General features: G+C 69.4%; 25 protein-coding genes and 1 pseudogene. 19 read left to right on the forward strand and 7 right to left on the reverse strand.

The annotated features are described in order from the left end of the window. Positions 1–10 precede the first annotated feature (10 nt). Positions 11–505 (forward strand): SigE family RNA polymerase sigma factor, encoded by a 495-nt coding sequence (locus tag ACQHIV_RS08110; protein ID WP_427892852.1) that lies wholly within the window; start codon positions 11–13, stop codon positions 503–505. Beyond that, entirely contained in the window at positions 502–1380 is an 879-nt protein-coding gene (locus ACQHIV_RS08115) for a hypothetical protein (RefSeq protein ID WP_427892853.1), read from the forward strand. Before ACQHIV_RS08110 ends, ACQHIV_RS08115 begins: the two co-directional genes overlap by 4 nt. Here the strand turns inward: ACQHIV_RS08115 and ACQHIV_RS08120 are convergent. Beyond that, the gene (locus ACQHIV_RS08120; RefSeq protein ID WP_427892854.1) at positions 1370–2431 is read right to left on the reverse strand and encodes a phosphotransferase family protein; all 1062 of its coding nucleotides are present in this window, start codon (positions 2429–2431) and stop codon (positions 1370–1372) included. The two genes, ACQHIV_RS08115 and ACQHIV_RS08120, sit on opposite strands and share 11 nt — an antisense overlap. Before the next feature lie 53 nt (positions 2432–2484). Beyond that, positions 2485–3441 carry a VWA domain-containing protein gene (locus tag ACQHIV_RS08125; RefSeq protein WP_427892855.1) on the reverse strand — a complete coding sequence of 319 codons (957 nt, stop codon included), beginning with the start codon at positions 3439–3441 and terminating at the stop codon, positions 2485–2487. A gap of 179 nt (positions 3442–3620) precedes the next feature. Between ACQHIV_RS08125 and ACQHIV_RS08130 the strand changes: the two genes are divergently transcribed. The 9 genes from ACQHIV_RS08130 to ACQHIV_RS08170 all read left to right on the forward strand — a co-directional run bounded on the left by ACQHIV_RS08130 (position 3621) and on the right by ACQHIV_RS08170 (position 15171). Next, positions 3621–5180 carry a DUF5722 domain-containing protein gene (locus tag ACQHIV_RS08130; RefSeq protein ID WP_427896429.1) on the forward strand — a complete coding sequence of 520 codons (1560 nt, stop codon included), beginning with the start codon at positions 3621–3623 and terminating at the stop codon, positions 5178–5180. A 16-nt stretch (positions 5181–5196) separates the two neighbouring features. Continuing rightward, positions 5197–6207 (forward strand): LacI family DNA-binding transcriptional regulator, encoded by a 1011-nt coding sequence (locus ACQHIV_RS08135; protein WP_427892856.1) that lies wholly within the window; start codon positions 5197–5199, stop codon positions 6205–6207. A 119-nt stretch (positions 6208–6326) separates the two neighbouring features. Continuing rightward, a complete protein-coding gene (locus tag ACQHIV_RS08140; RefSeq protein ID WP_427892857.1) occupies positions 6327–7247 on the forward strand; it encodes a carbohydrate ABC transporter permease in 921 nt (306 codons plus the stop codon). A 2-nt stretch (positions 7248–7249) separates the two neighbouring features. Next, entirely contained in the window at positions 7250–8113 is an 864-nt protein-coding gene (locus ACQHIV_RS08145) for a carbohydrate ABC transporter permease (protein ID WP_427892858.1), read from the forward strand. 27 nt (positions 8114–8140) lie between these two features. Then, a complete protein-coding gene (locus ACQHIV_RS08150; protein WP_427892859.1) occupies positions 8141–9583 on the forward strand; it encodes an ABC transporter substrate-binding protein in 1443 nt (480 codons plus the stop codon). Positions 9584–9597: 14 nt separating this feature from the next. Further along, on the forward strand, positions 9598–12522 hold the full coding sequence (locus ACQHIV_RS08155; RefSeq protein ID WP_427892860.1) for a DUF5722 domain-containing protein: 2925 nt from the start codon (positions 9598–9600) through the stop codon (positions 12520–12522). 82 nt (positions 12523–12604) lie between these two features. Beyond that, positions 12605–13153: a hypothetical protein gene (locus ACQHIV_RS08160; RefSeq protein WP_427892861.1), complete on the forward strand. Its 549-nt coding sequence runs from the start codon at positions 12605–12607 to the stop codon at positions 13151–13153. Positions 13154–13180: 27 nt separating this feature from the next. Then, positions 13181–13861: a response regulator transcription factor gene (locus ACQHIV_RS08165; RefSeq protein WP_427892862.1), complete on the forward strand. Its 681-nt coding sequence runs from the start codon at positions 13181–13183 to the stop codon at positions 13859–13861. Then, a complete protein-coding gene (locus ACQHIV_RS08170; RefSeq protein ID WP_427892863.1) occupies positions 13858–15171 on the forward strand; it encodes a sensor histidine kinase in 1314 nt (437 codons plus the stop codon). The genes ACQHIV_RS08165 and ACQHIV_RS08170 overlap by 4 nt, the downstream gene beginning before the upstream one ends. Here ACQHIV_RS08170 and ACQHIV_RS08175 read toward each other — a convergent pair. Further along, complete coding sequence (locus ACQHIV_RS08175; RefSeq protein WP_427892864.1) at positions 15168–15776, reverse strand: SMI1/KNR4 family protein; 609 nt, start codon at positions 15774–15776, stop codon at positions 15168–15170. The two genes, ACQHIV_RS08170 and ACQHIV_RS08175, sit on opposite strands and share 4 nt — an antisense overlap. Before the next feature lie 113 nt (positions 15777–15889). On the opposite strand from ACQHIV_RS08175, the gene ACQHIV_RS08180 reads away from it, so the two are divergent. Further along, on the forward strand, positions 15890–16621 hold the full coding sequence (locus tag ACQHIV_RS08180; RefSeq protein ID WP_427892865.1) for a class I SAM-dependent methyltransferase: 732 nt from the start codon (positions 15890–15892) through the stop codon (positions 16619–16621). On the opposite strand, the gene ACQHIV_RS08185 is transcribed toward ACQHIV_RS08180, so the two are convergent. Together ACQHIV_RS08185 and ACQHIV_RS08190 are read right to left on the reverse strand one after the other, a co-directional pair. Beyond that, positions 16583–17296, reverse strand: a complete 714-nt coding sequence (locus ACQHIV_RS08185; protein ID WP_427896431.1) for an STAS domain-containing protein — start codon at positions 17294–17296, stop codon at positions 16583–16585. The genes ACQHIV_RS08180 and ACQHIV_RS08185 overlap by 39 nt on opposite strands. 67 nt (positions 17297–17363) lie before the next feature. Then, positions 17364–18170: pseudogene (locus ACQHIV_RS08190) on the reverse strand (SulP family inorganic anion transporter); the annotation flags it as partial. On the opposite strand from ACQHIV_RS08190, the gene ACQHIV_RS08195 reads away from it, so the two are divergent. After that, positions 18115–18273 (forward strand): hypothetical protein, encoded by a 159-nt coding sequence (locus ACQHIV_RS08195; RefSeq protein ID WP_427892866.1) that lies wholly within the window; start codon positions 18115–18117, stop codon positions 18271–18273. The pseudogene ACQHIV_RS08190 and the gene ACQHIV_RS08195 overlap by 56 nt on opposite strands. A gap of 86 nt (positions 18274–18359) precedes the next feature. Further along, complete coding sequence (locus ACQHIV_RS08200) at positions 18360–19097, forward strand: dienelactone hydrolase family protein (protein WP_427892867.1); 738 nt, start codon at positions 18360–18362, stop codon at positions 19095–19097. An 85-nt stretch (positions 19098–19182) separates the two neighbouring features. On the opposite strand, the gene ACQHIV_RS08205 is transcribed toward ACQHIV_RS08200, so the two are convergent. Continuing rightward, entirely contained in the window at positions 19183–19947 is a 765-nt protein-coding gene (locus ACQHIV_RS08205) for a universal stress protein (RefSeq protein WP_427892868.1), read from the reverse strand. 153 nt (positions 19948–20100) lie between these two features. Here ACQHIV_RS08205 and ACQHIV_RS08210 point away from each other — a divergent pair, with 153 nt between their 5' ends. Continuing rightward, positions 20101–20910, forward strand: a complete 810-nt coding sequence (locus ACQHIV_RS08210) for an amino acid-binding protein (protein ID WP_427892869.1) — start codon at positions 20101–20103, stop codon at positions 20908–20910. On the opposite strand, the gene ppk2 is transcribed toward ACQHIV_RS08210, so the two are convergent. Beyond that, positions 20907–21701 (reverse strand): polyphosphate kinase 2, encoded by a 795-nt coding sequence (gene ppk2 / locus ACQHIV_RS08215; RefSeq protein ID WP_427892870.1) that lies wholly within the window; start codon positions 21699–21701, stop codon positions 20907–20909. The two genes, ACQHIV_RS08210 and ppk2, sit on opposite strands and share 4 nt — an antisense overlap. Before the next feature lie 144 nt (positions 21702–21845). Here ppk2 and ACQHIV_RS08220 point away from each other — a divergent pair, with 144 nt between their 5' ends. From ACQHIV_RS08220 to ACQHIV_RS08235, 4 genes are all read left to right on the forward strand, one after another. Next, positions 21846–22901: a zinc-dependent alcohol dehydrogenase family protein gene (locus tag ACQHIV_RS08220; RefSeq protein ID WP_427892871.1), complete on the forward strand. Its 1056-nt coding sequence runs from the start codon at positions 21846–21848 to the stop codon at positions 22899–22901. 44 nt (positions 22902–22945) lie between these two features. Then, positions 22946–23803 carry an LLM class F420-dependent oxidoreductase gene (locus tag ACQHIV_RS08225; protein WP_427892872.1) on the forward strand — a complete coding sequence of 286 codons (858 nt, stop codon included), beginning with the start codon at positions 22946–22948 and terminating at the stop codon, positions 23801–23803. A 118-nt stretch (positions 23804–23921) separates the two neighbouring features. Next, complete coding sequence (locus ACQHIV_RS08230; RefSeq protein ID WP_427892873.1) at positions 23922–24428, forward strand: hypothetical protein; 507 nt, start codon at positions 23922–23924, stop codon at positions 24426–24428. Beyond that, positions 24425–25093 carry an alpha-ketoglutarate-dependent dioxygenase AlkB family protein gene (locus ACQHIV_RS08235; RefSeq protein WP_427892874.1) on the forward strand — a complete coding sequence of 223 codons (669 nt, stop codon included), beginning with the start codon at positions 24425–24427 and terminating at the stop codon, positions 25091–25093. Before ACQHIV_RS08230 ends, ACQHIV_RS08235 begins: the two co-directional genes overlap by 4 nt. The last annotated feature ends 5 nt before the right edge of the window (positions 25094–25098 follow it).

Here is a 25098-nt window from a genome sequence, read left to right on the forward strand (position 1 = left end):
GGGAGGACAGATGAGTGACCGGGACGCCGCGTTCGAGGCGTACTTCGCCGCGCGATCCGACGCCATGCGCGGTACGGCGTACCTGCTGTGCGGCGACTGGCATCGGGCGGAGGACCTGGTTCAGCAGACGTTCACGAAGATCTACCTGGTGTGGCGCCGGATCCAGCGGCACGAGGCGATGGACAGCTACACCAGGCAGACGCTCGTCCGGACGTTCCTGTCGGAGCGGCGCCGGGGATGGTTCCGGCACGAGTCGGTCGGCTCTACGGAGACCGACCGGCCCGCGCCGGCGTCCGGCCTGGCCGACGAACGGCTCGTGCTGCTGGAGGCGCTCGCGAAGGTGCCGCCGAGGCAGCGGGCCGTTCTGGTCCTGCGGTACTGGGAGGACCAGTCCGTCGAGCAGACGGCCGAGTTGCTCGACTGCTCGGCAGGAAACGTCAAGAGCCAGGCGGCGCGTGGGTTGGCGACGCTGCGCGGCCTGCTTGCAGAGGAGAGAGTGCGATGAAGGAAGAGGATCTCGGCGAGGCACTGCACGACCTCATGGTGCGGACCAGTCCGCCGCCGTCGATGGACCCTGCGACTGCCCTCGACCAGGGCCGCCGGGCGCTCAAGCGGCGCCGGATCACGCTCACCGGTGCCGCGGTCGTCACGCTGGCGGTCGGTGTCGGCGTCGGTCCCGCGCTGGTCGTGCACTACGCCGGCAACCGGCCGGCGAGCCCGATGGTGGCAGGCACGGGGCCGGTGGCCACGACGCCGGTCCAGACGCCGTCCGCGGTCTCGACCGTGACACCGTCGGCGCCCGCGACGCGGAAGTCGGGTGACCCGTGGCCGGAGGGGCAGACGGACCGTACGGCGAGTGCGGGCCCGCGCGCCGACCGGGCCGTGGCGCTGATGAACGAGCTGAGCTCGTCGGTGCCGGCGGGGTTCACCGCTCCGAACCTGAAATACCCGGACGGCCGGGGGATGCGGTGGCCGCAGGCGCAGTACGCGTCGAACGACGGCGAGCAGGACTACTGGGAGTACCAGGCCATCATCCCGGTACAGAAAGGCGACCGGGTCGGCGGGCTGCTGGCGATGTCGACCACGCCGGACGGGAAGCCGGCGACGACCCCGTGCAAGCTGGCCCAGAAGTTCTGGGGCGGCACCGGCACCTGCGCCGTCGTGGACGTCGCCGGCAAGAAGGTCGGTGTGGTGACCACGAAGGGCAAGAGCAGCTACGACCAGTGGGCCGCGTACCGGTACCCCGACGGCACGGTCGTGTACGTCGCACAGACCAAGAAGACCGACAACGACGCCCGATCGCCGCTGACGCAACCGATCTTTACCACCAACCAACTGGCCGAACTGGCGACGTCACCGAAGTTCAAGATCAGCGTGTGACCAGAAGCTCGGCGCAGTTCCAGTCGCCGGCGGCCGAGGTCAGGCACTGCATCTTTGGCCACCAGTAGTCGCGTGCCGACCCGTCATACGCGTCCTGGACCGGCATCAGCAGCCAGTAGATGAGTCCGAGCCGGTAATCCTGGACGAGGTCGTCGAACGAGTATCCGGTGACGCCGTAGCCGGTGAGCCTCCGGTGGAACTCACGCAGCAGCGGCACCTCGTACTCGGCGCGCTGGTCGTGGGACCAGAAGGTTGCGATCAGGTTCACCAGGTCGAGGGCGCCGAGGTCGATGCAGGCGCTCTGCCAGTCGATGAGGTACGCGCGTCCCGCTCCGGCTGGGCGAGGGCACAGGTAGTTGCAGAAGTACGCGTCGCCGTGCACGAGGGTGAGCCGATCGGCCATCCGGGGTCGCAGCCAGGTGTTCCAGTGGTTCCCGAGTCCGTCGAACGTGCGCTCGTACAGGTCGACGACGTCGCTCGGGAGCCACGACCGATGCTGGTCGAGAACCGAGCGCCACGAGGCTCGCCGTCGTTGCGCGTACCGCTCGAAGCCTTCGCTGTCGTCGGACCAGTAGCCGAACTCGAGCGCTCCCGCGGCCTGGAGCGGGTGCTCCCACCAGTACGCCTGGAGCCGGGCGAGGGTGTCGACGACGGCGAGTTGGTCCTCGGGCGCGGGCAAGGTGCTCGGCCGTTGGATGGTCTGGGCGCGGGTGATCGGGTGCTGGTGCGTCGCGGACAGATCTTCGAGGACGACGTACGGCGCATCGTCGCCCGCCGCGGCGAGGCAGCGCGGAACCACCGCAGGATGGTCGGGCAAGGTCGCGACCAGGGTGTAGAAGCGCGCCTCGTCGATCGCGGCGGCCCTGCTCCACGCGTTGCCGGCCGGCGTCTTCACCACGAACTGTGCGTCTGGCGCGGACCGGAAGCTGACGCGAACCCGCGCCGTGTCGGAGTTGAACGCACCGGTGTCACGAACCTCGACCGACCGCACGCCGCGGCCCTCGAGTACCCCGGACCGGCGGAGAACCTCGTACGCCGAGTCCTCGTCCATCCGTCCAGAATTGCGATCACCGACAGGCCCTGCAACAGCTTTTCCGCCTGGTGTTACGGGAAACGGGTGGCGGTGGCGATTGAGGCGGCGCCGGCGAGGAAGGTGAGGAGCATGGCGATGCCGGCGAAGCGGGAGGTGACCTCTTTGTCCTGCTTGTCGTAGCCGACGGAGGAGCCGATGTCCTTGTAGACGTTGTCGAGCTGGTCGGAGGACTCGGCATTGTACGCCTTGCCGCCGGTGATCCGGGCGATCTCCTGCATCTCGCCGGGGTCGGGTGGTACGCGTTCGCGGATGCCGTCCATCTCGATGAAGCCGGACTGGGTGCCGATCGTCAGGGTGTAGACCGGGACGTTCTTGGCCTTGGCCGCGGCGGCTGCTTCCTGGATGGTGCGGCCGACGGTGCGCTTGCCGTCGGACTCCAGCACGATCCGCGCGGGCGCCGGTTGGTTCGGGTGGTCGGGGTCCGGCGGTACCTGGGTGATCGCCTGGAGCGCGGCGAAGATGCCTTCGCCGGTCCCGGTCGACTCGGCGAGCTGCAGGCCGTCGATGGCCCGCAGTACGACGGCCCGGTCGGTGGTCGGCGGGACGACGATGGTCGCCGTACCCGCGAAGGCGACGAGCGCGATGTTGAACTTGGCCGGCAGTTGGTTGACGAACTGCTTGGCCGACTTCTTCGCGGCGCCGAGCCGGCTCGGGTCGATGTCGGTGGCCATCATCGACAGCGACACGTCGATGGTCATCACGATCGTCGCGCGTTCCCGGGGGACCTTGACCTCGGCCTTCGGGCGGGCGAACGCGATCACCGACGACGTCGCGGCGAGCAGTACGAGCGCGACCGTGAGGTGGCGGCGCCACTGCGGACGACGCGGCGCGACCCGGTCCAGCAGCGCGAGGTTGGTGAACCGCAGCGCGTACGCGTTCCGCCGGCGCTGCAGGATCAGGTAGACCGCGACGGCGGCCGGAATCAGAATGAGCAGCCAGAGGCGCCCGGGCGACAGGAAGTCCGACACCTCAGTGCCGCTGTTCGCGGGTGAGGCAGCCGGGGACCGACAGCGCGAGGTTCATGGTTTTGCCACTGTAACCCCGCACCCCAGCCGTGGCCGATGGCGGTCAGGATGGTGGGCCCAGGGGTGAACGGGGTGGCTAATGGTCTGGACAGCTCCGCCGCCCCCAGGAGGTTGCCGTGCAGATGGTACGCAGGTTCTTCTCAGGTTTGCTGGTTCTTTCCACGCTCTTGCAGTTCACCGGTGGCCCGCCGGCCGCCGTCTCGAGCGCGTTGCCGTACCCCACTCGGAGCGACTACCGGATCAAGGGGCTGCAGCCCGACTTCTGGCCGAACCGGGCGGAGGTGGCCGGGAACAACGTCGGCGGTGTCGCGATGAACATGGTCTGGGCCAACTGGGAGCCGTCGGTGACCGCACCACCGTGTGCGGCCGGTCAGCAGCAGTTCGACAACCACTGCTTCACCGTCGACGCGCGCACCGACGCCGAGATCAAGGCGTACACCGACCTCGGCGTCGTCGTCACCGCGGTCGTGTACGGCGTGCCCGCCTGGGCGCGGGTGAACCGCGCCTGCTCACCGGCATACCCAGGCTTCGAGATCTTCTGCGCGCCGGACAACGCGGCCGACTACGGGCGGTTCGCCGGCATGCTGGCCCAGCGGTACGACGGCCAGCACGGGAACGGCCGGCTCGCGGACTTCGTGATCCACAACGAGGTGAACTCCAACGACTGGTTCGACATCGGCTGCGGTCAGGGGGTCGCGTGTGACCAGAACGCCTGGATCGACACGTACGCGCAGAACTACAACGCGGCGTACGACGCGGTCGTCGCGCAGCAGTCCACCGCGAAGGTGCTGATCTCGCTGGATCACCGCTTCGGCACCGTGTTCGACCAGCCGGCGGCGAACAGTCCGGTGCTGTCCGAGCAGACCATGCTGACCGCCCTCGCACCGAAGCTCGGCACCCGCGCCTGGAGGGTCGCCCACCACGCTTACCCGCCGGACCTCACCCGTCCCGACTTCGGCGCCGACGACTACCCGCGGGTCAGCTTCGGCAACCTCGGCGTGCTGGTCGGCTGGCTGCGCAAGCAGTTCCCGAACACCCCGTCGGCGTGGGAGGTCCAGCTCACCGAGAACGGCGTGAACTCGGCGAGCCCGTCCAGCGAGGCGGCGCAGGCGGACGGCGTGTGCCGGTCGTTCATCGACGTACTGGGAACTCCCGGCATCGAGAGCTACATCTACCACCGGATGTCGGACAACGCCGGCGAAGGCGTCTCGCTCGGCCTGCACCGAGCCGACGGTACGGCGAAACCCGCGTGGTCCACGTATGCGCTTGCCAACCGCAACGACCTGACACCGGCCCAACTGTCCTGCGGCTTCGAGACGCTGCCGTACATCACGCTGCGCCGAGGGTACGACGCAGCCGCGAACAAACACCGCGCCTCCTCCCGGCTGCTGCCGAGCGGTGTCACGCAGGAGCAGACGTACAAGGTCCTCCGTCAGCCCGCCGCCGGCACCGTGATGCTCTACGAGTGCAAGCTGGGCAGCCAGACATTCCTGACCCGGGCGGTCGACTGCGAGGGCCAGTTCCCGATGGGACCGGTCGGCTATGCGTACACCACCCAGGTCGCCGGGACCCAGCCGCTGTACCGCTGCCGGCGGGACTCCGACAACGACCACCTGATCACCGTGCAGAGCAACTGCGAGGGCTACGTGCTCGAGTCGGTGCTCGGGTACGTCGTGACGTAGACCGTACGATGAGACGGTGCCAGCCAGTATTCGCGACGTCGCGCGGGAAGCCGGGGTTTCCCTCGGTACGGCGTCGACGTACCTGAACGCCCCCGAGCGCGTCGGGCCGGAGACCGCGCGGCGGATCCAGAAGGCGATCGACGAGCTCGGCTACATCCGGAACGAGGCGGCCCGGCAGTTGCGTGCCGGGCACAGCCGGATGCTCGCGATGCTGAGCATGGAGCTGCGGAACCCGTTCTTCGGTGAGGTCGCCGAGGTGATCGAGCAGCGCGCGACCGACTTCGGGCTGTTCCTGATGTTGCTGTACGGCCACGGCGACGTCGACCGGGACCGGCGGTACGTCGACCTCGCCGTCCAGAAGCAGGTGTACGGGATGATCCTCGCCTCGGGCAGCGCGACACCCGACGTACTCGACCTGCTCGACCGGCACAGGGTCCCGACCGTGCTGATGGACGGCCGCGCCGATCGGGACGGGTTCGCGTCGGTCGCCATCGACGACGTGACCGGTGCGCGCCGGGCGGTCGAGCACCTGATCGAGCAGGGGTGCAAGCGGATCGCGGTGATCGGGGGAGAGGCGACGCTGCCGCAGATCCAGGAGCGCGTCCTCGGCGCCGAGCAGGCGGCGGCCGGCCGGCGCGGCGTGACGCTGGAGATCGTGCCCACCAAGGAACGCACGGTGGAGGCCGGCCGGGACGCAGGCGACGAGCTGGTACGCCGGTCCGCGCGCCGCCGGCCCGACGGTGTCTTCGCGATCAACGACCTGATCGCGGTCGGGCTGCTGCAGTCGCTGGTGATCTCGGCCGGCTGGCGGATCCCGCAGGACGTCGCGCTCGTCGGGTACGACGACATCGACTTCGCGTCGTCGTCCGTCGTACCGCTGTCGACCGTCCGGCGGCCGCGGGACATCTTCGGCTGGGCCGCCGTCGACTTCGTCCGGGAGCTGGCCCGGGCCAAGGTGCCGGGGCCGCCGCGGCACGTCGAGATCCAGCCCGAGCTGATCGTGCGGGCGAGTTCGCGTCGCCACTGAAACGATTACAATCGGAGAGCCGTCCGATCCTGGACACCTCGCACTTACGCCCTTGACAGCCAGATAGTGCTCCGCCACAGTTCCACTGAAACGTTTCGACTCGGTGAACGGAGCCCTTCATGTCGGTGGCCTCGACCGTGGCGCGACGGCGGCGGCGGTGGCCGTTCGCGGTCTACCTGACCCTGCTGCCGGTGCTGGCCACGCTGCTCGTGTTCCAGTACTACCCGGCGGCGAGCGGCGTCTGGCACTCGTTCTTCGACTGGAAGCCGGCCGGCCACTCGACGTTCGTTGGCCTGGGCAACTACCGGACGATGCTGCACGACGACCTCTGGTGGAGCTCGTTCCGCAACCTCGGGCTGATCTTCGTCTTCGGCGTGGTGATGTGGGCGATCCCGCTGCTCGCCGCGGAGTTGCTGATCTCGCTGCGGAACCGCAGACTGCAGTTCGTCTACCGCACCCTGCTGATCGTGCCGATGGCGTTCCCCGGCGTGGTGACCGCGCTGGTGTGGTCGTTCATGTACCACCCGAACCAGGGCGTCATCAACCAGGCTCTCAGCGCGGTCGGCCTGCCCGGACTGCGGCAGAACTGGGTCGGCAACCCGGACCTCGCACTGATCAGCCTGCTGTTCATCGGCTTCCCGTTCGTTGCCGGGCTGCCGTTCCTGATCATCTACTCGAGCCTCAGCAACATCCCGGCCGAGGTCTTCGAGGCCGCCGAACTCGACGGTGTCAGCCGGCTCCGCCGGGTCTGGGCGATCGACCTGCCGTTGCTGGCGGCCCAGATCAAGCTGCTGTTCTTCCTCGCGGTCGTCGCCACGCTGCAGTACGGCTTCCTGGCGTACATCGTGACCTCGGGTGGTCCGGACGGCGCGACGACGGTGCCGGTGCTGCGGATGCTCGACGTCGCGTACCAGGGCGGCGACTGGGGTTACGCGGCGGCGCTGTCCACCACGATGTTCGTGATCACGCTCGTGCTGTCGTGCGTGATCGTCTTCGTCCGCCGCCGGAGCAGCGGCCTGTCCGACGCGAAGGGGATGTGACCATGTTCGACACCCGAGCGACCCGGCGCCGGACGGTCCACCGGACGCGCCGGAAGCGCGGCCAGGCCGGCGTGATCGCCGGCCTCACGATCCTGGTGCTGCTCAGTCTCGGGCCGTACGTCTTCATGCTGGGTACGTCGGTCAAGGACAACCTGCAGTTCGCGACGAGCTACTGGTTGCCGTCCTGGCCGCTGCACCTGGAGAACTACTCGGCCGCCTGGCAGCAGATCAGCCCGTATCTGCTCACCTCGCTCCTGGTCGCGGCAGCGGCGATCGTCGGCATCCTGCTGCTCTCGTCGGTGGCCGGCTTCGTGCTCGCCCGGTACTCGTTCCCCGGCCGGCGGTTCCTGTTCGCGATGATCGCCGCGCTGATGATGGTGCCGAGCATCTCGAGCCTGATCCCGCTGTTCGTGATGATGCGCGACTTCGGCCTGCTGAACACGTACGCCGTACTGGTGATCCCGCACCTCGCGGGCGGCGTCGTGCTCGGCACGATCCTGATGAAGACGTTCGTCGAGGGCATCCCGCAGTCCCTGTTCGACGCGGCCCGGACCGACGGAGCCGGGGGAGTGCGGATGTTCACCTCGATCATGCTGCCGCTCTCGATGCCGGTGATCGGAACGGTCGCGCTGGTGACCGTGAACGGCGTCTGGAACGACTTCTTCTGGCCGTTGCTGACGATCACCAAGGACCAGTACCGCACGGTGTCGGTCGGGTTGCTGTTCTTCCACGGCCAGACGGGTACGGCGTACGGCCCGATGTTCGCCGGCTACATGCTGGCGAGCCTGCCGCTGCTCGTGCTGTTCGTGCTGCTGTCCAAGCACTTCCTGGCCGGAGTCCAAGGCGGTCTTCCGGGCAGTCACTGAAACCCCACCTCCAGAAGGGAAATCTCGATGGCGAGACCGCATCGCGCTGCCCGCGCGCTGTCGTGCATCGCGTTGGCAGGGCTGCTGGCACTGACAGCCGCCTGTAACGGCTCGGGGGCCGGGTCCGGTGACCAGGTGACGATCACGATCGCCGGGCCGAACCAGTGGAACTCCGACCCGAAGAGCTTCGGACCGGCCTGGGAGGACCTGGTCAAGCGGTTCGAGGAGAAGGAACCCGGGATCAAGGTCGAGACGACCGTGCTGCCGATCCCGGACTTCGTCCAGACCCTGTCCACTCAGCTGACCGCCGGCACAGCGCCGGAGCTGGTCTTCAACCAGGCGCCGCACCAGCCGGACCAGGTCGTTGCCCTGGACGACTACCTGGCCAAGCCGAACCCGTACGTCCCCGGCAACCAGCACTGGATCGACATCTTCAACCCGGACCAGTTCGGGCCGAAGTCCGGCAAGGTGCGCAACGCTGCCGGGCACTACGAGTGGGTGCCGTTCAACCTGGTGACGATCGGCCTCTACTACAACGTCGACGCCTTCGCGAAGGCCGGCGTACAGGCACCGCTCACGACGTACGGCGACTTCCTGGCGGCCTGCCCGAAGCTGAAGGCGGCCGGGTACGCACCGCTCGCGATGGACAACGGCTGGCTCGGCCAGGGCTGGACGTACAACGTCGTGATGGGCATGTTGATGGACAAGTACTACACGAAGTGGAACCAGTTCGACGCCGACGGCAAGCCGGGTAAGGCCGCGCAGCTGACGGCGAAGTCGGTCGCGCACGCGATCCTGACCGGTGAGCTGGACCCGACCTCGACGCCGGAGGTGGCCGAGGGGCTGCGGCTGATCAAGAAGCTGTTCGACGCGTGCGCGACGCCGAACTGGTCCGGTATCGCCGGTGGCGCGTCGTTCGTCGGGGGCAACGACTTCGTCGGCGGGAAGGCCGCGATCGCGTGGGGCACGAACTTTGCCGACTCCAGCCTGGACCAGGTGACCTGGAAGCACAGCACGATGCCGTTCCCGACCATCACGGCCGCGGACAGCTCGGTGTCGGACGGTACACCGGCCCGGTTCGGCGCGGAGGCCGGCGGGACGTCGTACATGATCCCGTCGACGACCAAGGGCAAGCAGCTCGACGCCGCGGTCAAGTTCCTGCAGTTCGCGAGTAGTACGCAGGGCGGACAGGCCTGGCTGGACAAGTCGGGCGGCATCCCGGCGACCAAGGACGGCAAGGCGGCGCCCGGGTTGCAGGGGCTGATGAGCGGGGAGTGGTTCAACCACCCGCCGCGGGTGATGGGGCTCGACCTCCGGCCGAAGGCGCTGGCCGGGAAGCCCGTGTACGACGGCTATCTGCTCGGCACCAAGAGCGAGTCCGAGACGATGCAGAAGCTCAAGGAGGACTGGACCGCCGCGGTCAAGGAACAGGCCAAGGACGCCGGCTGGACGGAGGCCTGGGCGAAATGACGAGCATCCGACGCATGATCACCGCGGCGGTGGCCACCGCCCTCACCGCCGCGGCACTCGTGACCACGTCCGCCTCGGCGGCTCCGGCCGGCATCACCTCGGTCCGCGCGACCGACCAATCGATCCAGGTCGAAGGCACGGCCGCGTCCAGCACGGATGTGTCCGTCTACGCGCTCGGGGTCGAGCAGGACGACTCGGCGTGGAGCGGCAGCACGCCGGTGGCGACCGTACGATCCGACGCCGCCGGAGCCTTCGCGGCGACAGTCTCCACGAAGCTGTACTACGACAAGTTCGTGGCCGTCGCGGACGGAGCGATCGTCGGCACCGACCACCAGGTCGACGACGTCGCGATCACTCCGACCAACGAGTACCCGTACCCGACCAGCCCGACGAAGAAGGGGCTGCAGGTCCAGCTGACCGCCGACGCCGAGGAGCTCGGGGTCGGGCATGCCGCGATCAACGTCGCGTTCAACCAGATCATGCAGGTGTCCGACGCCGGGGCCGGCCAGTCGATCCCGTTCGTGTCCCAGGGCCGGACGTTCTACTTCGACGCGGCCGCGGTCGGCGGGATCGACCGGCAGATCAAGCCGCTGTCGGACAACGGCACCGTGGTGAACCTGATCCTGCTGCTGTACCGCGACGACCGCCCGAACTCGAGCTGGCAGGTGCTCAAGCACCCGGACGCGGACCTGCGCGGCGGACCGGTCTTCGGCTTCAACACCAAGACCGCCGAAGGCATCGCGTACTACACCGCCGCGGTCGAGTTCCTCGCCCAGCGCTACACCCGCGCCGACCAGCAGTACGGCCGGGCCACCGGGTTCATCGTCGGCAACGAGATCGACGCGCCGTGGGACTGGCAGAACATGGGCCTGAAGACCGTCGACGAGTTCCTGCCGTACTACGAACGCGCGCTGCGGATCACGTACCTCGCCACCCGCAAGGCGTACGGCGAGGCCCGCACGTACGTGTCGCTGACGCACGCGTGGGCGCGCTCGCTCGTACCGGATCCGCTGCGGTACTACGCGGGCAAGGACGTCGTCGACCGGCTGAACGCGATGACCAAGGCGCACGGCGACTACCCGTGGAACGTTGCCTACCACCCCTATCCGGACAACCTCGTGGACCCGCGCTTCTGGAAGGACGGCAACACCACCAGCGACCCGGACACCACCCCGAAGATCACCTTGCGCAACATCGAGGTGCTGCCGCAGTACCTCTCCCGCCCGGGCCTGACGTACGACGGTCAGCAGCGGCGGATCATCCTGTCCGAGCAGGGCTGCAACACCCCGAACACGAGCGCGGAATCGGAGCGCAACCAGGCCGCCTGCTACGCGCTGGCGTACTACAAGGTCGCGTTCCTGCCCGGGATCGACGCGTTCATCCTCCACCGGCACGTCGACCACCGGCAGGAGGGCGGGCTGCGGCTCGGACTGTGGTGGTGGGACGACACCGTCGACGCGCCGGCCGCGCCGAAGACGCAGAAGCTCGTCTACAACGTGTTCCGCGACATCGACACCAGCCGGTCGTTGGAGGCGACGAAGTTCGCGCTCGACGTGATCGGCATCAAGGACTGGTCCGAGCTGGTCCCCGGCTGGGATCCGTCGAAGCTCGCCGTACGGAGCAATCCGACGACGGTCGGAGCCAGTCGTACGGCGATGCCGCGGCAGGCGCGGACGTTGATGGACTTCACCAACGGTACGCAGGGCTGGCGGGTGTCCGACGCGTCGGATCAAGTGACGGCCGTGGACGGCGTACTGCGGACCCACTTCACCTGGTCGGCGGGCAATGCGGCCCAGCTCGCCCAGCTATGGCGCGGTACGGACGTCGTACTGCCGCAGCCGGTCGACACGGCGGGGGCGCAGGCGTTGTCGGTCCGGATCAGGATCCCGGCGGACGCCACGGTCGGGACGCGGTTCGTGAAGATCAAGGCGTACGGCGATAACGGCCGGGTCGTCGAAGGCGCGACTCGGCTCGGTGACGGTGGTGACTGGCAGCAGGCGAGCATCGACCTGTCCGGGTGGACCGGGCGGATCGGCCGGATCAAGGTGTGGGTCCGGGGGAGTACGCAGGCGGCGTGGAGCGGGTCGTTCGACCTGGACGACGTACAACTGGCCGGCGCCCTCGCCGGGGCGGACCGGACCGGCAACCTCTCGATCGCGGCCGCGGCGCCGGACGGGATCGGCTCCGGTAAGCCGGTGCGGGTGACCGTCCGGAACGACGACCTGCGGCCGGTGAGCGACCCGACGGACGTGAAGCCCTGCGACGGTGTCACGCTCAACCCGTCGACGCTCCCGACGACCGGAATCGCTCCGGGGGCTACGAGGACGTTCGACGCGACGGTGGACAGGTCGGCGCCGGCGGATCCGTACAGCCCGCGGATGTGCTTCCAGGTTGCCGGGTTCGAGTACGAGGTAGCGGTCGCCGTACCGCCGAAGCCGGTGCCGGTGGCGAAGCCGTTGTTCGACTTCGACGACGGCACGACGCAGGGCTGGAAGGCCGGGCCGGGCATCGCGTCGGTGTCCGCGGCAACGGCGACGGCGAACGGCCCCGGCGTACCGCAGGCGGGTCCGTACATGCTCGACGGTGCCTCGCCGGTGGAGTCGTCGTTGCTGCCCAAGACGATGTACGCCGACCCGGCGACGCCGCTCGACCTGTCCGCGGCGAAGCGGGTCGTGGTGTGGGTCGACTCGTACGGCGGGGCGCCCAACTCGACCGGGTACGAGGTGACGTTCACACTCAGGTCAGGGTCGTCGGTGCAGACGATCACCCAGCCGTACAAGGCGGACCAGTGGAACGAGGTCAGCCTCGACGTGTCGAACTGGGTGGGCCGGTCGTCGGTCGATCATCTCGAGGTGACGATGCACGCCGTCGGCGGCGACTACCCGAACTGGGGTGCGCACTTCCAGGTCGACTCGGTCGGCTGGTTCGACAGCCTTTAGGGGTTCTCTAAGGTTCCCGGACGGTGGGTCTAGGGGCGGTTGGGTGGAGTGGCAGGTACCAACAGCAGTGAAGGAGCCTGTCATGAAACTCAACCGTCGCCTAATCGGCACCATCGCGGGAGTCGTCGCCGCTGCGGGGATCGCGGTCCCCGCAGCGGCGCTGTCGTCGGGGAGTACGCCGTCACCGGCTGCCAAGGCAAGCAAGTCGTTCGATCCGATGGACCTGCTGTCGGTTGCCGCTTCGGCCGGGCTGAGCGAGAGCCGGCTGCAGGCCGGGCTGGTCGCCGCGAAGCGGGCCGGTGGGAGCACCGACGCCGGGGTCGCGGCGTTCGCGGCCGCGGCGCACACCAGCCGGTCAACGGCGCAGCGGATCGTGTACTCGGTCTTCGGGTTGCAGGGCGATCGCAGCCTGACCGGTCCGGTGGCGGCGGACGCGCTCGCGTCGCGGCTCGGCGTACCGGCGGCTGCCGCCCAGCGGGCGCTGGACCGGATCGGCGCGCTGAGTCGCGAACCGAACGGCGTCGACCTGCACAGTGCGGCGTTCGCCGCCGTCGCGCACGACCTCGGCGTCCAGCCGGCGCGGCTCGCGGCCGCGCTGGACGGGGTCAAGCAGAGCATGGCCGGGAAGTAGGGACGGAACCGGCGAGTACGGCGCAGAATGAGTCGCGTGCGAGTGCTGGTGGTCGACGACGACGCGGCGGTGTGCCGCTCGCTGGTCGTCGCACTCGCCCGCGACGGCTACGAGGTCCACACGGCCGACGGTGGCGGTGAGGCGTTGCGCCAGACCGCGCGGCTCGCGGTCGACGCGATCGTGCTCGACGTCGCGATGCCCGAGCCGAACGGGCTGGAGGTCTGCCGCCGGCTGCGCTCCCGGGGCGACCGCACGCCGATCCTGATGCTCAGCGCGCGCGAGCTGGTCGACGACCGGGTCGCCGGGCTGGACGCCGGCGCGGACGACTACCTCACGAAGCCGTTCGCGCTGACCGAGCTGCGCGCGCGGATCCGCGCGCTGCTTCGCCGCAACGACGTGAGCAGCGAGCAGTTGGTGTACGGCGACGTCGTACTCGATCTCGCCGGCTCCCGGGTATGGCGGGGGAGCCGCGAGATCGTGCTCAGTCGTACCGAGTACCTGCTGCTCGAGCTCTTCCTGCGCAACCCCGGCCGGGTCCTGAGCCAGACGAGCATCTACCAGGCGGTGTGGGGCTACGACTTCGGCGTGGGGTCGAACAACCTCTGGGTCTACATGAGTTACCTGAGGAGAAAGCTCGAGGCGGGTGGTGAGCCGCGGGTGCTCCAGACGGTTCGTGGGCTCGGGTACGTACTGCGGGACACGCCGTGACGTTGCGGAACCGGATCGCGGGTGCGGCGGCGCTGATCGTGCTGGTCGTGGCGGCCGGTGTGAGTACTGTCCTCTACCTGTCGTACGCGGCGAGCCTGCGCGGACGGGTGGACGTGTCGCTGATCGACGCGGCTCAGCAGGCGTCGGCGATCGCCCAGCGGCTGAAGGAGTCGACGAGCGACAAGGGTGCAACGCCCGTACTGGACAAGCCTGTGACGGTCGGCTCGATCGACGTCCAGCTGTATCCGGGACCCGTTGACGCCGGCCGGCCCACCCGCTTCGGCCCGCTCGACAGCCGCGATGCCGCGACCGCCGCGGGTGCCCAGCCGGCGTACTTCGCGGATGTGCGTTACGACAACCAGAACTATCGGCTGTACACCGCGCCGATGCCCGACACGTCGGTCGGCGCGCTGGTCCGGACAAGCCGGCCCGGGAACGCGGACGACGGCGCGCTGCGCAACGCCGTACTGCTGCTTGCCGGGCTCACGGTCGCGGCCGCGCTCATCACGTACGGCGCTGCTCGGCTGGCGGCGGGCCGGATCCTGCGACCGGTCGCGGAGCTCACCGCGGCGGCTGAGCATGTCACGCGGACCCGTGATCTGACGGCGCGACTCGGTGCGCGCGGGTCGGACGAGGTCGGTAGGCTCGGTGCCGCGTTCGACACGATGATGGCGGCGTTGGACGAGTCGGTGACCGCGCAACGCCAGCTTGTCGCGGACGCCTCTCACGAGCTGCGTACGCCGCTGACGAGTCTCACCACCAACCTTGACCTGCTGGACGACGGCGCCGCGCTGGCCGATCCGGAGGCGCCGGCGCTCGTCCGGGCCGCGCGGGAGCAGGCGGGGGAGTTGCGGCAGTTGATCAGCGATCTCGTCGACCTCGCTCGGTACGGCGAGACCGTGCCGCACCGGGAGATCGTGCGCCTCGATCTCGTGACCGCCGCCGCCCTCCGCGGCCGCGCCGTCGAGGCCGACCTGCGGCCGTGCCTGGTGTACGTCGATCCCGGGGCGGTCGAGCACGCCGTGAGCAACCTCATCGACAACGCACTCAAGTGGAGCCCCGGCTCCGTCGAGGTGCTGGTGGCGGACGGCCGCGTCTCGGTCACGGACCATGGCCCAGGCATCCCGGACGAAGACCTGCCCCACATCTTCGAACGCTTCTACCGCTCACCCACCGCCCGCGGCATGCCCGGCTCCGGCCTCGGCCTGGCCATCGTCGGCAGCGTCACGCACGCCAACCACGGCACCGTCGCCGTGCACACCAACAACCACCGCTCGACGTTCACTCTCGCCTTCCCCACCGAAGCCTAGGGGGCCGACCACCGCAGATAACCCTCGTCGACCTCCGGCAGCAGACCGTCCTCGTTCGCGTAGGCGAGGAGGGCGGGCTGTTCGTCCACAAGCGCACCCGCGATGTCGTCGATCATCTCGCCGACCCCCGACCACCATGGTGCCGACGCTGGGCCTCCCTCGGGGTACCACTCCCAAACGCACCCGAACTGGTCGCCATCGCGCAGATCGACGTACAAGCTGCCGGCGTCAGCCGCCTCGGCGATCGGCAGAAAGCTGCCGAGCCAGTTCCCCGACGACCGCCCGGCCGGCTCCTCCTCCTCCGAGGGGCCGGAACCGAAGATCTCACGCTGGATCTTCTGCTGGATCTGCCGACCCGCGAGCATGTCCTTGACCGGGATCAGGTTGTAGAGCGTCGGGACGAGCGAACCCCGGATCGCCCGGTGCTCGGTACCGTTGGCGATCCGGAGGAACTCGACCAGGTCGTCCGGGAGCGGCCGATTGATCGCGGCCTGCAGGTACCGGATGTCGACGGGTGTTGCCGGCGGGTTGATGAGGCCCGCCGTGGCCGGCTGGTTCGTGGCCAGCCATTCGACGATCTTCGACCAGGAACTGGCGACTGCCATTCGATCCCCCCGCCTCGCACGAAAACCAGAACGCTATCGGAGTCGGGGGGCGTTACCGTAGGGGCGTGAGTTTTGATCCGGTGGCGCATAACCGTGTGGCGTGGGACCTTGAAGTGGACAGCGGTAACGAGTGGTCGCGGCCGGTGGGTGGTGAGGTTGTCGAGCGGGCGCGGGCTGGGGACTGGTCCGTCGTACTGATCGGGTATGAGCCGGTCGACCGGGCGTGGTTCCCGGACGACCTGTCCGATGTGGATGTTCTTTGTCTGGCTTCGGGTGGTGGACAGCAAGGGCCGATCCTGGCTGCGGCCGGGGCGCGGGTGACGGTGTTCGACAACTCGCCGCGTCAGCTCGAGCAGGATCAGCTGGTCGCGGAGCGCGAGGGGCTCGAGCTGCGGACGGTGCTCGGCGACATGCGTGATCTGTCCGAGTTCGCTGACTCGTCGTTCGATCTGGTCTTCAACCCGGTCTCGAACCTATTCGTCCCCGAGCTCGCACCGGTCTGGCGCGAGTGCTTCCGCGTACTGCGGCCGGGCGGGACGCTGCTCTGCGGGTTCCTCAACCCCGACGTGTACCTGTTCGACCAGGAGGTCATGGACACCCGCGGCGAGCTGGTCGTCCGGCACCGCCTGCCGTACAGCGACCTGACGCACATCCCGGCCGAGGAACGCGAGCGGCTGTGGGGCGCCAACGCGCCGCTGGAGTACAGCCACACGATGGCCGAGCAGCTCGGTGGCCAGCTCGCGGCCGGCTTCGTGATCAGCGGCTTCGCAGAGGCCCCGCACCACGCCGACGCCACCGCCGGCTGGCTACCCGGCTACTACGCCACCCGCGCCACCAAACCCTGAGGCGTGGCGGTACGCCTCGATCGCGGTGGGAAGGGTCAGGAAGATGCGGTCGGCGCCGATGCGGTCGACCAGGCCGGCGGCGGTCAGCTGGTCGCGGAGGTCCTGTTTGACGCGGGCGATCGCGAACACGATGCCGCGCTGGTGCAGTTCCTGGCGGAGCTGCTCGAGCGCGTCCGCGCCGGAGACGTCGAGTTCGACATTCGCTTCGGCGTTCAGCAGGAACCACTCGGTCCGGTCCGTTGCCGAGGACAACGATTCCAGCGCGCGCCGGCGGAAGTCCTCGGCGTTGGCGAAGCACAGCGGGGCGTCGTACCGGTAGACGACGAGGCCGGGGACGGGCCTGGCGTCCGGGTAGTCGTCGATGTCGTGCATGCCGGCCACATTCGGTACGTGGCCGAGGATGCCGTCGTGCGGGTGCGCGAGCTTGCGGAGCAGGTCGACGATCGACAACGCGACCGCCGCGAGGACGCCGTACAGTACGCCGAGGCCGAGGACCGCGACGGTCGTGAGTACGGCGAGAACCAGCTCGCTGTACCGGAAGCGGGCGATCCGGCGGAACTCTCCCACCTCGACGAGCCGCAGTGCGGCGTACACGACGATCGCCCCGAGCGCCGCGGTCGGGAATCCCGCGAGCGCCGGTCCGGCGACGACGAGTGTCAGTACGACGCCGACCAGGCAGGCGGCCGAGTAGCTGTGTGCGGCTGCCGAGCGAGTCGCCGATGACCGTACGGCTCCCGCTGCAGCTGACCGGGAATCCGTGCAGAACGGCCGAGGCGAGGTTGGTCGCGCCGAGAGCGGCCAGCTCCTGGTTCGCGTCGATCGTCTGGCCGGTGCGGCCGGCGAAGGCGCGTGCGGTGAGTACGTTGTCGGAGAATCCGACCAGGAGAATCCCGAGGGCGGGCAGCGCGAGTTGGGTCAGGTCAGAGGGCTGGACCTTGTCGAAGCCGGGGATCGGCAGACCGCGCGGGATCTCGCCGACGACTCTGATACCGCTGCTGCGCAACGAGAACACGGCAACGGCCGCGGTGGCCAGCAACACCGCGATGAGCGGACCTGGTGCTCTCGGCAACAATCGTCCGACGATCAGCAGCAGGACGAGCACGGCCGCGGCAAGCGCTGCGGTCGGCCAGTGCACACGATCGGCCTGGGCGACGAAGGAACGGACATTGGGTCCGAAACCCTCGCCGGTGACCGCGACTCCGGTCACCGCGCCCAGCTGGCTGGCGATCATCAGCACGGCGATGCCTGCCATGTAGCCGATCAGCACCGGTTTCGAGAGCAGCTCGGCGAAGATTCCGAGCCGGGCCAGCCGGCCGAGGAGCGCCAGTACGCCAACCATCACCGCGAGCGCGGCGGCCAGCGCGCCGTACCGGGCGGGATCGCCGGCCGCGAGCGGGCCGAGGGTCGCCGCCGTCATCAGCGCGGTCGTCGACTCGGGGCCGACGGACAGCTGCCGTGAGGAGCCGAAGAGCAGGTAGACGGAGAGTGGGCCGATGCTGGCCCAGAGTCCGGTGACCGGCGGCAGCCCGGCGACGGTCGCGTACGCCATCACCTGGGGGACGAGGTACGCCGCGACGCCGACTCCCGCCAGCAGGTCGCCCCGCAACCAGCTGTGGTCGTACTCCTTGAACTGCCGCACTTTTCCACCGTGAGGTGCGGCCGGCGCGTTGGGGCAGAGGCCTTGGTCCCTGGCGCGCGGGACCAAAGTCGTGCTGCTCCCGGTGTATGGTCCCGTGCTATGAGTTCGCTCGACTCCTGGGCTCTCGGTAGCCACACGGCAGACGGCGTCACGCACCCGACGTACCGCAAGGGCACCGGGCCGGGTGTGGTTGTGATCCACGAGATCCCCGGCATCACGCCTGGTGTGCTCGAGTTTGCCGACGAGGTGGTGGCTCGCGGCTTCACGGTCGTGATGCCGTCGCTCTTCGGCCGGCCGGGCGCGCCGGCGTCGGTGGGGGAGACGCTGCGGACCGTCGCGGCTGTCTGTGTGAGCCGGGAGTTCAGCATGTTCGCGATGGGGCGGACGACGCCGGTCGCCGGGTGGCTGCGGTCGCTGGCTCGCGAGCTGCACGACGAGCTGGGCGGACCGGGCGTCGGTGCCGTCGGCATGTGTATGACGGGCGGTTTTGCCCTCGCGATGCTGGCCGATGCGCCTGTTGCGGCGCCGGTTCTTGCGCAGCCTGCGTCGCCTGCTCCGGTCGGTGCGGCGCGGAGGGCCGACCTGGGACTCAGCCCGGCCGACCTGGCGTCGGTGAAGGCGAAGGCCGCCGCGGGATGCCAGGTGCTCGGCCTGCGCTACCAGGACGATCCGGCCGTTGGGACCCGCTTCGACACCCTTCGCCGCGAGCTCGGCGACAACTTCATCGCGGTGGAGTTTCCCGGCCGCAAACACTCCACGTTGACCGAACACCGCCAGCAGGAGGGCGTCGACCGCGTGCTGGCGTTCTTCGAGGAGAAGCTGGTGGCGGATCGCTAGGCCATCACAATCGTCTGCCGCGCGGCATCCGCCGCGGGCGTGGGCTGGGCGAGCTGTGATTGTGATGGCCTGCAGGTCCGCAGGTTCAGCCGTCGGTCATGGCGGCGGGGATGACGGCGACGGGGCAGTCGGCGTGGTGGAGGACGGTTTGGCTGACGGACCCGAGGAACATGCCGGCGAAGCCGCCGCGGCCACGGGCGCCGAGGACGATCAGGGCGGCGTCGCCGGCGAGGCGGAGGAGGTGTTCGGCGGGGTGGCCGGAGATCTGGACGAGTTCGGCGTCATGGCCGCCGCGCTCGTGGACCGCTCGGCGTAGCTCGTCCTCGGTGATCCGGTGCAGCTCGGTTCCGGCCGGCTGCGCGGCGACGACCCGGACGAGGAGATCGTGGCGGCGGGCGTAGTCGAGCCCGTAGTCGAGCGCCACCTCGCTTCCGGGCGAACCGTCGTACCCGATCACCACCCGGACCCCGGCCGTGCTGCCGAGGTCCGGCCGTACGACGACCACCGGGCAGCGCGCGTTCGCGGCGAGGTCGAGGCCGGTGGAGCCGACCACGGCCCCGACCATCAGCCCGAGCCCGCGGCTGCCGATCACCACAACCGCGGCCTCTCCGGAGGCCTCCACCAGCACGGCCGACGGCGTACCGTTCTCGATCCGGGTTTCCGGGACGATGCCCGGCCGCACGCTTCGGGCGAGGGACGCCGCGCGATCGAGGACGTCCGCGGCGGCCGGAAGCGCACACAGCAGCCGGAGGTCGGTGCTCAACGACGCGGCCTCCAGGGCTCCCCAGCGGACCGCGACGTCCGCGGCCGGAGAGCCGTCGACGCCGACGACAACGGGTCGGTGAATCATGGGCGTCTCCTCAAGGCTATGGACCTGAGCATCTACCGGTTCGGCACCGAGCGCACCTGCCGTTCGGTGCCCGCCACTCGGGACCTTCGTCTCCGCCGATGAACTTCACAGCCGCGCAACACGCGGGCAATCCGGGCCGGTGACCCTGGAACCATGGATTCGCTGCGTACGACGCTGACCGGCGGTACGGCGTGTGAGGTGTGCGGGCGGTTGCCGCATCCGCGGCGATTGCGCCTGACGCTGGCGAAGCTCGTGGCGGTCGCACCCGTGGAGCTGGCGCTGCATGCGGTGGTGCTGGCCGCGCATCCGCCGTACCTGATGTCGGTGGCAGTGCTCGCGAGCGTTACGACCGCGCTGGTGATCTGGGTGGTGGAGCCGTCGACCATGCGGCTGCTCCGCTCGTGGCTGCACGCGCCGACGGTCCGGCCGCGGCAGGGGATCGGGACGTTGTGGCGGATCCGGGTGACGCTCGACGACCGCGCCGGTTCGTTGGAGAGCGTGACCCGGCGGCTCGCCGTACTGGATGCGAACATTCTCGGCCTGCATGTGCATCCGGTGGACGACGGTGTGCGGGACGAGCTGGTGGTGTCGGCGCCGGAGGAGCTGACCGCTGGTGACCTCGAGGCGGCGGTCGCGGCGGCCGGCGGACGTGAGACCCACGTCTGGCCGACGACCGCGCTGGCGTTGGTCGACGGGCAGACGAAGGCGCTGAGCCTGTCGGCGCGGGTCGTCGCGGACCCGGCCGAGCTGCCCCACGCGGTCGCCGAGCTCCTCGGCGCCCGGCTCGTGACGGACCGCGCGGCGCTGGCCGGGCAGCTGCCCGGGGACGTGCTGAAGGTGCCGTCACCGTGGACGGGTCTGTTCGTGTTCACCCGGCCGGGCGAGCCGTTCACCCCGGCCGAGTCGGCCCGCGCGCACCGGCTGGCCGAGCTGGCGGAGGCGGCCCAGACCATCAGCCGCTAGCGGGGCAACTGGGCCGCGTGGTCGGGGATCTGGGTGTGCATGTCGCGGGGTGGACGTTCGTACCCCTTCGACGGCGGGCGCGGCGGGAGTTCGAGCGGCAGTCGCTGGACCTCGTGGTACGGGATCGTGGACAGCAGGTGGGCGATCATGTTGATCCGGGCGGAGCGCTTGTCCTCGCTCTCGACGACGTACCACGGTGCCTCGGGGATGTCGGTGTGGACGAACATCTCGTCCTTCGCGCGCGAGTAGTCCTCCCAGCGGCTGATCGACTCCAGGTCCATCGGCGACAGCTTCCACCGGCGCATCGGGTCCTCGAGCCGGCTGCGGAAGCGGTTCTCCTGTTCGCCGTCGCTGACCGAGAACCAGTACTTGCGCAGCAGTACGCCGTCCTCGACCAGCAGCCGCTCGACGATCGGGCACTGGTGCAGGAACCGGGCGTACTCCTGGTTGGTGCAGAACCCCATCACGCGTTCGACGCCGGCGCGGTTGTACCAGCTGCGGTCGAACAGCACGATCTCGCCGGCGGCCGGCAGGTGTTCGACGTACCGCTGGAAGTACCACTGGGTGCGCTCGCGCTCGGTCGGTGCGGGGAGGGCGGCGATCCGGGCGACGCGCGGATTCAGGTACTCCGTGACGCGCTTGATCGTGCTGCCCTTCCCGGCGGCGTCGCGGCCCTCGAACACGACCACCACGCGCGCCTTCTCGGTCCGTACCCACTCCTGCAGCTTCACCAGCTCGGCCTGCAGGCGCAGCAGCTCGGCCTCGTAGATCTTCTTCGGCAATCGCTTCATCTCTGAACGATGCCGCATCCGGGGCCCGGATCACAGCTCATCAAGGCCGGAAGGTCCTGGTGGACAGGGGTCCTTCGGCCGCTGCCGGGGCGGGCCGGATCTCCGAGAGTCGGAGTGGGAGTTCTCGTTCAGGGAGGTTCGGAGATGAAAGCGTTGGTCTACAACGGTCCGGGGCAGCGGAGTTGGCACGAGGTGCCCGACCCGGTGCTGCAGGATCCCGAGGACGCGATCGTCCGCGTCGACGCGGTGACGATCTGCGGGACCGATCTGCACATCCTGAAGGGTGATGTGCCGGCCGTGCAGCCGGGTCGAATCCTCGGTCACGAGGCTGTCGGTACGATCACCGCGGTCGGCGCCGGTGTCCGCGGTGTGGCGGTGGGGGACCGGGTCCTGGTCTCGTGCATCACCTCGTGTGGGCGGTGCGAGTACTGCCGGCAGGGGCGGTACGGGCAGTGCCTCGGCGGTGGCGGCTGGATCCTCGGCCACCTGATCGACGGCACGCAGGCGGAGCTGGTCCGGGTTCCGTACGCCGACCGCTCGGTCTACAAGCTGCCCGACAACGTCAGCAACGACGACGCCGTACTGCTGGCCGACGTCCTGCCGACGTCGTACGAGGTCGGCGTACTCAACGGCAAGGTCTCACCCGGCGACACCGTGGTGATCGTCGGCGCCGGGCCGATCGGACTGGCCGCGCTGGCGACGAGCAAGCTGTTCACGCCCGCTCGGGTCGTGGTCGTCGATGCCGCCGACTCGCGCCGGAAGGCCGCCCTCGAACGCGGTGCCGACCTAGCCCTCGGCTCCGACGAGGACGTGGAGGCGAAGGTTCGCGAGCTGACCGGTGGACTCGGCGCGGACGTGGCGATCGAGGCGGTCGGCGTACCGGCGACCTTCGAGCTCTGCACGCGTGTCGTCCGCCCGGGCGGCCGGGTCGCGAACGTGGGCGTCCACGGCGCACCGGCGACGCTGCACCTCGAGGATCTGTGGATCAAGGACGTCACGATCACGACCGGGCTCGTCGACACGTTCTCCACACCGCGCCTGCTGTCCATGCTGGCGGCCGGGCGACTGCAGATGCCGGGCCTGATCACGCACCGCTTCGGTCTGGCCGAGATGCAGGACGCGTATGACGTCTTCAGCACGCCGGCAACCACCGGTGCACTGAAGGTCGCCCTGTTCGGGGACAAGGGTTTCGAACCATAAGGTGGGAGGACTCGAAGGTACGGAACTCACCAGCGGAGGGTCTCGTGAAGCTCGGTCTGCACTACTGGAACTACTCCGAACCGACCGATCCGGCGCGGATCGCGCCGACGCTCGCCGAGACGGCCCGGATCGTGGAGGAGGCGGGGTTCCACCGCTTCACGGTCATGGACCACTACTTCCAGATGGAGCACCGCGGCACCGCCGACGAGCCGATGCTGGAGGGGTACACGACCCTCGGGTACGTCGCCGCGCGGACCGAGCGGCTGCAGCTCGGTCTGCTCGTCACCGGGGTCATGTACCGCTACCCCGGGCTGCTGGCGAAGATCGTGACCACGCTCGACGTACTGTCCGGTGGCCGCGCGTTCCTCGGCATCGGTGCGTCCTGGTACGAGCGTGAGCAGCGGGCGCTCGGCGTACCGGTCGTGCCGATGGGGGAGCGGTTCGAGCGGCTGGAGGAGAGTCTGCGGATCTGCCGGCAGATGTGGAGCGACGACAACGGACCGTTCGACGGACGGTACTACCAGCTCGCCGAGACGCTCTGCGTGCCCGCGCCGATCTCGTCGCCGCGGCCGCGGATCATGGTCGGGGGTGGCGGTGAGAAGAAGACGCTCCGGCTGGTGGCGCAGTACGCCGATGCCTGCAACCTGTTCGCGGTCACGCCCGACGACGTGGCGCACAAGCTCGACACACTGCGAGCGCACTGCGACGACGTGGACCGCGACTACGACGAGATCACCAAGACCGCCGTCTACACCGGCAACGTGCTCGACGACCCGGACGCCTTCCTCGCCGCCGCCGAACAGTACGCCGCCCTCGGCATCACCGAACTCCAGTTCATGCCCGACCGCGACCCGGTCGAGTTCGCCACCCGCCTGACCGAAATCGTCCCACGCCTCGGCTAGCGCCTACAGGCTGACGGTGCCGCGGACAAGCTGGTTCCGTGGTTGTCGGCGCTGATGTCGGCCCCGGCCATCGCGAGCCGGCGGCTCACACGACGAGCGCTGCCGGCGTTTCATGGTCGTGAACCCCAGCCCCCTGCTACGCATCCAGTTCAGCCCGCCTGACGACACGTCCGTCGATGCGCGGGAGGTGGCGGCTCTCGTCGGGCTGGCGCGGTCGCGGGGTGCGCGGTCGATCGCGATCGGTTCGGGGCGCGATCCTGCTTCTGTCGACGCCGTACGAGCGGTCGCGGATGACTGGGACGGTGAGGTTGTGCTGGAGCTGACGTGGCCGGAGACCGCGGCGTCGTGGTTGCGGCAGGCGACCCGGTTCGCGGCGGCCGATGCTGACCTGTGGATCATGTTCGGACCGCCGCTCGGGTGGGCGCAGCTGACCCGGAGGTTGTTGTGGTCGACTCCGTGGGACCCTGCGCGTGCGCTGCTCGCCGCCGCGGTCTCCGACCCGCGGGCGCTGGACCTCGTGGGACGTCACAACCTCCCCGGGATCTCCGGCGTCACCCGCGCCGGGCGGCCGTGGTACGTCGGTGCCGACGAGCGGATCGTGATGATGCGAGGATTCGACGGATGACGGAGTTGCCGCTCGACCTGGACGGCGGACCGGCGAGCGAGCCGGGTCCGGGGGCCGCGCTCGTCCCGGGCTGGCTCGGTCTCGAGCAGCAGGCGTGGATCGTCGGCCAGTTCCGGAACTGGGCCGCGGGTCCGGTCCCGATCCGTGCGGCCAAGGTCCGCGGCCACGAGATGTCGGTCCGGACGGTGTGCCTAGGCTGGCACTGGCAGCCGTACAAGTACACGCGGGCGGCGACCGACGTGAACGGGGCGCGGGTGCTGCCGTTCCCGGAATGGCTCGTCCGCCTCGGCCGGCGCGCGCTCCAGGCGACCGGCCACACCGACGCCGAGGTCCAGGCGTACACCCCGGACACCGCGCTCGTGAACTACTACGACGACGCGGCGCGGATGGGCATGCACCAGGACAAGGACGAGCGTTCCCTCGCCCCGGTCGTCTCGCTGTCGATCGGAGACACCAGCACCTTCCGCTTCGGAAACACCGAGAACCGCGGCAAGCCGTACACCGACCTGCTCCTACGGTCCGGCGACCTGTTCGTCTTCGGCGGTGCCTCCCGCCTCGCCTACCACGGCATCACCCGGATCCACCCGCACACCGCCCCCGAAGGGTGCGGCCTCGCCACCGGCCGCATCAACCTCACCCTGCGCATGACCGGTCTCACCGACTGACGTAC

Origin of the sequence: Kribbella polygonati (assembly GCF_050320105.1) — a bacterium.
GTDB lineage: Bacteria > Actinomycetota > Actinomycetes > Propionibacteriales > Kribbellaceae > Kribbella.

Bases quoted from the DNA above. Each gene is read 5' to 3' on its own strand.
- ACQHIV_RS08110 (WP_427892852.1), top strand. From the start codon at position 11: ATGAGTGACCGGGACGCCGCGTTCGAGGCGTACTTCGCCGCGCGATCC.
- ACQHIV_RS08115 (WP_427892853.1), top strand. From the start codon at position 502: ATGAAGGAAGAGGATCTCGGCGAGGCACTGCACGACCTCATGGTGCGG.
- ACQHIV_RS08120 (WP_427892854.1), bottom strand. From the start codon at position 2,431: ATGGACGAGGACTCGGCGTACGAGGTTCTCCGCCGGTCCGGGGTACTC.
- ACQHIV_RS08130 (WP_427896429.1), top strand. From the start codon at position 3,621: ATGGTACGCAGGTTCTTCTCAGGTTTGCTGGTTCTTTCCACGCTCTTG.
- ACQHIV_RS08140 (WP_427892857.1), top strand. From the start codon at position 6,327: ATGTCGGTGGCCTCGACCGTGGCGCGACGGCGGCGGCGGTGGCCGTTC.
- ACQHIV_RS08145 (WP_427892858.1), top strand. From the start codon at position 7,250: ATGTTCGACACCCGAGCGACCCGGCGCCGGACGGTCCACCGGACGCGC.
- ACQHIV_RS08150 (WP_427892859.1), top strand. From the start codon at position 8,141: ATGGCGAGACCGCATCGCGCTGCCCGCGCGCTGTCGTGCATCGCGTTG.
- ACQHIV_RS08155 (WP_427892860.1), top strand. From the start codon at position 9,598: ATGATCACCGCGGCGGTGGCCACCGCCCTCACCGCCGCGGCACTCGTG.
- ACQHIV_RS08160 (WP_427892861.1), top strand. From the start codon at position 12,605: ATGAAACTCAACCGTCGCCTAATCGGCACCATCGCGGGAGTCGTCGCC.
- ACQHIV_RS08165 (WP_427892862.1), top strand. From the start codon at position 13,181: ATGAGTCGCGTGCGAGTGCTGGTGGTCGACGACGACGCGGCGGTGTGC.
- ACQHIV_RS08175 (WP_427892864.1), bottom strand. From the start codon at position 15,776: ATGGCAGTCGCCAGTTCCTGGTCGAAGATCGTCGAATGGCTGGCCACG.
- ACQHIV_RS08195 (WP_427892866.1), top strand. From the start codon at position 18,115: ATGCTGGCCCAGAGTCCGGTGACCGGCGGCAGCCCGGCGACGGTCGCG.
- ACQHIV_RS08200 (WP_427892867.1), top strand. From the start codon at position 18,360: ATGAGTTCGCTCGACTCCTGGGCTCTCGGTAGCCACACGGCAGACGGC.
- ACQHIV_RS08205 (WP_427892868.1), bottom strand. From the start codon at position 19,947: ATGATTCACCGACCCGTTGTCGTCGGCGTCGACGGCTCTCCGGCCGCG.
- ACQHIV_RS08210 (WP_427892869.1), top strand. From the start codon at position 20,101: ATGGATTCGCTGCGTACGACGCTGACCGGCGGTACGGCGTGTGAGGTG.
- ppk2 (WP_427892870.1), bottom strand. From the start codon at position 21,701: ATGAAGCGATTGCCGAAGAAGATCTACGAGGCCGAGCTGCTGCGCCTG.
- ACQHIV_RS08220 (WP_427892871.1), top strand. From the start codon at position 21,846: ATGAAAGCGTTGGTCTACAACGGTCCGGGGCAGCGGAGTTGGCACGAG.
- ACQHIV_RS08235 (WP_427892874.1), top strand. From the start codon at position 24,425: ATGACGGAGTTGCCGCTCGACCTGGACGGCGGACCGGCGAGCGAGCCG.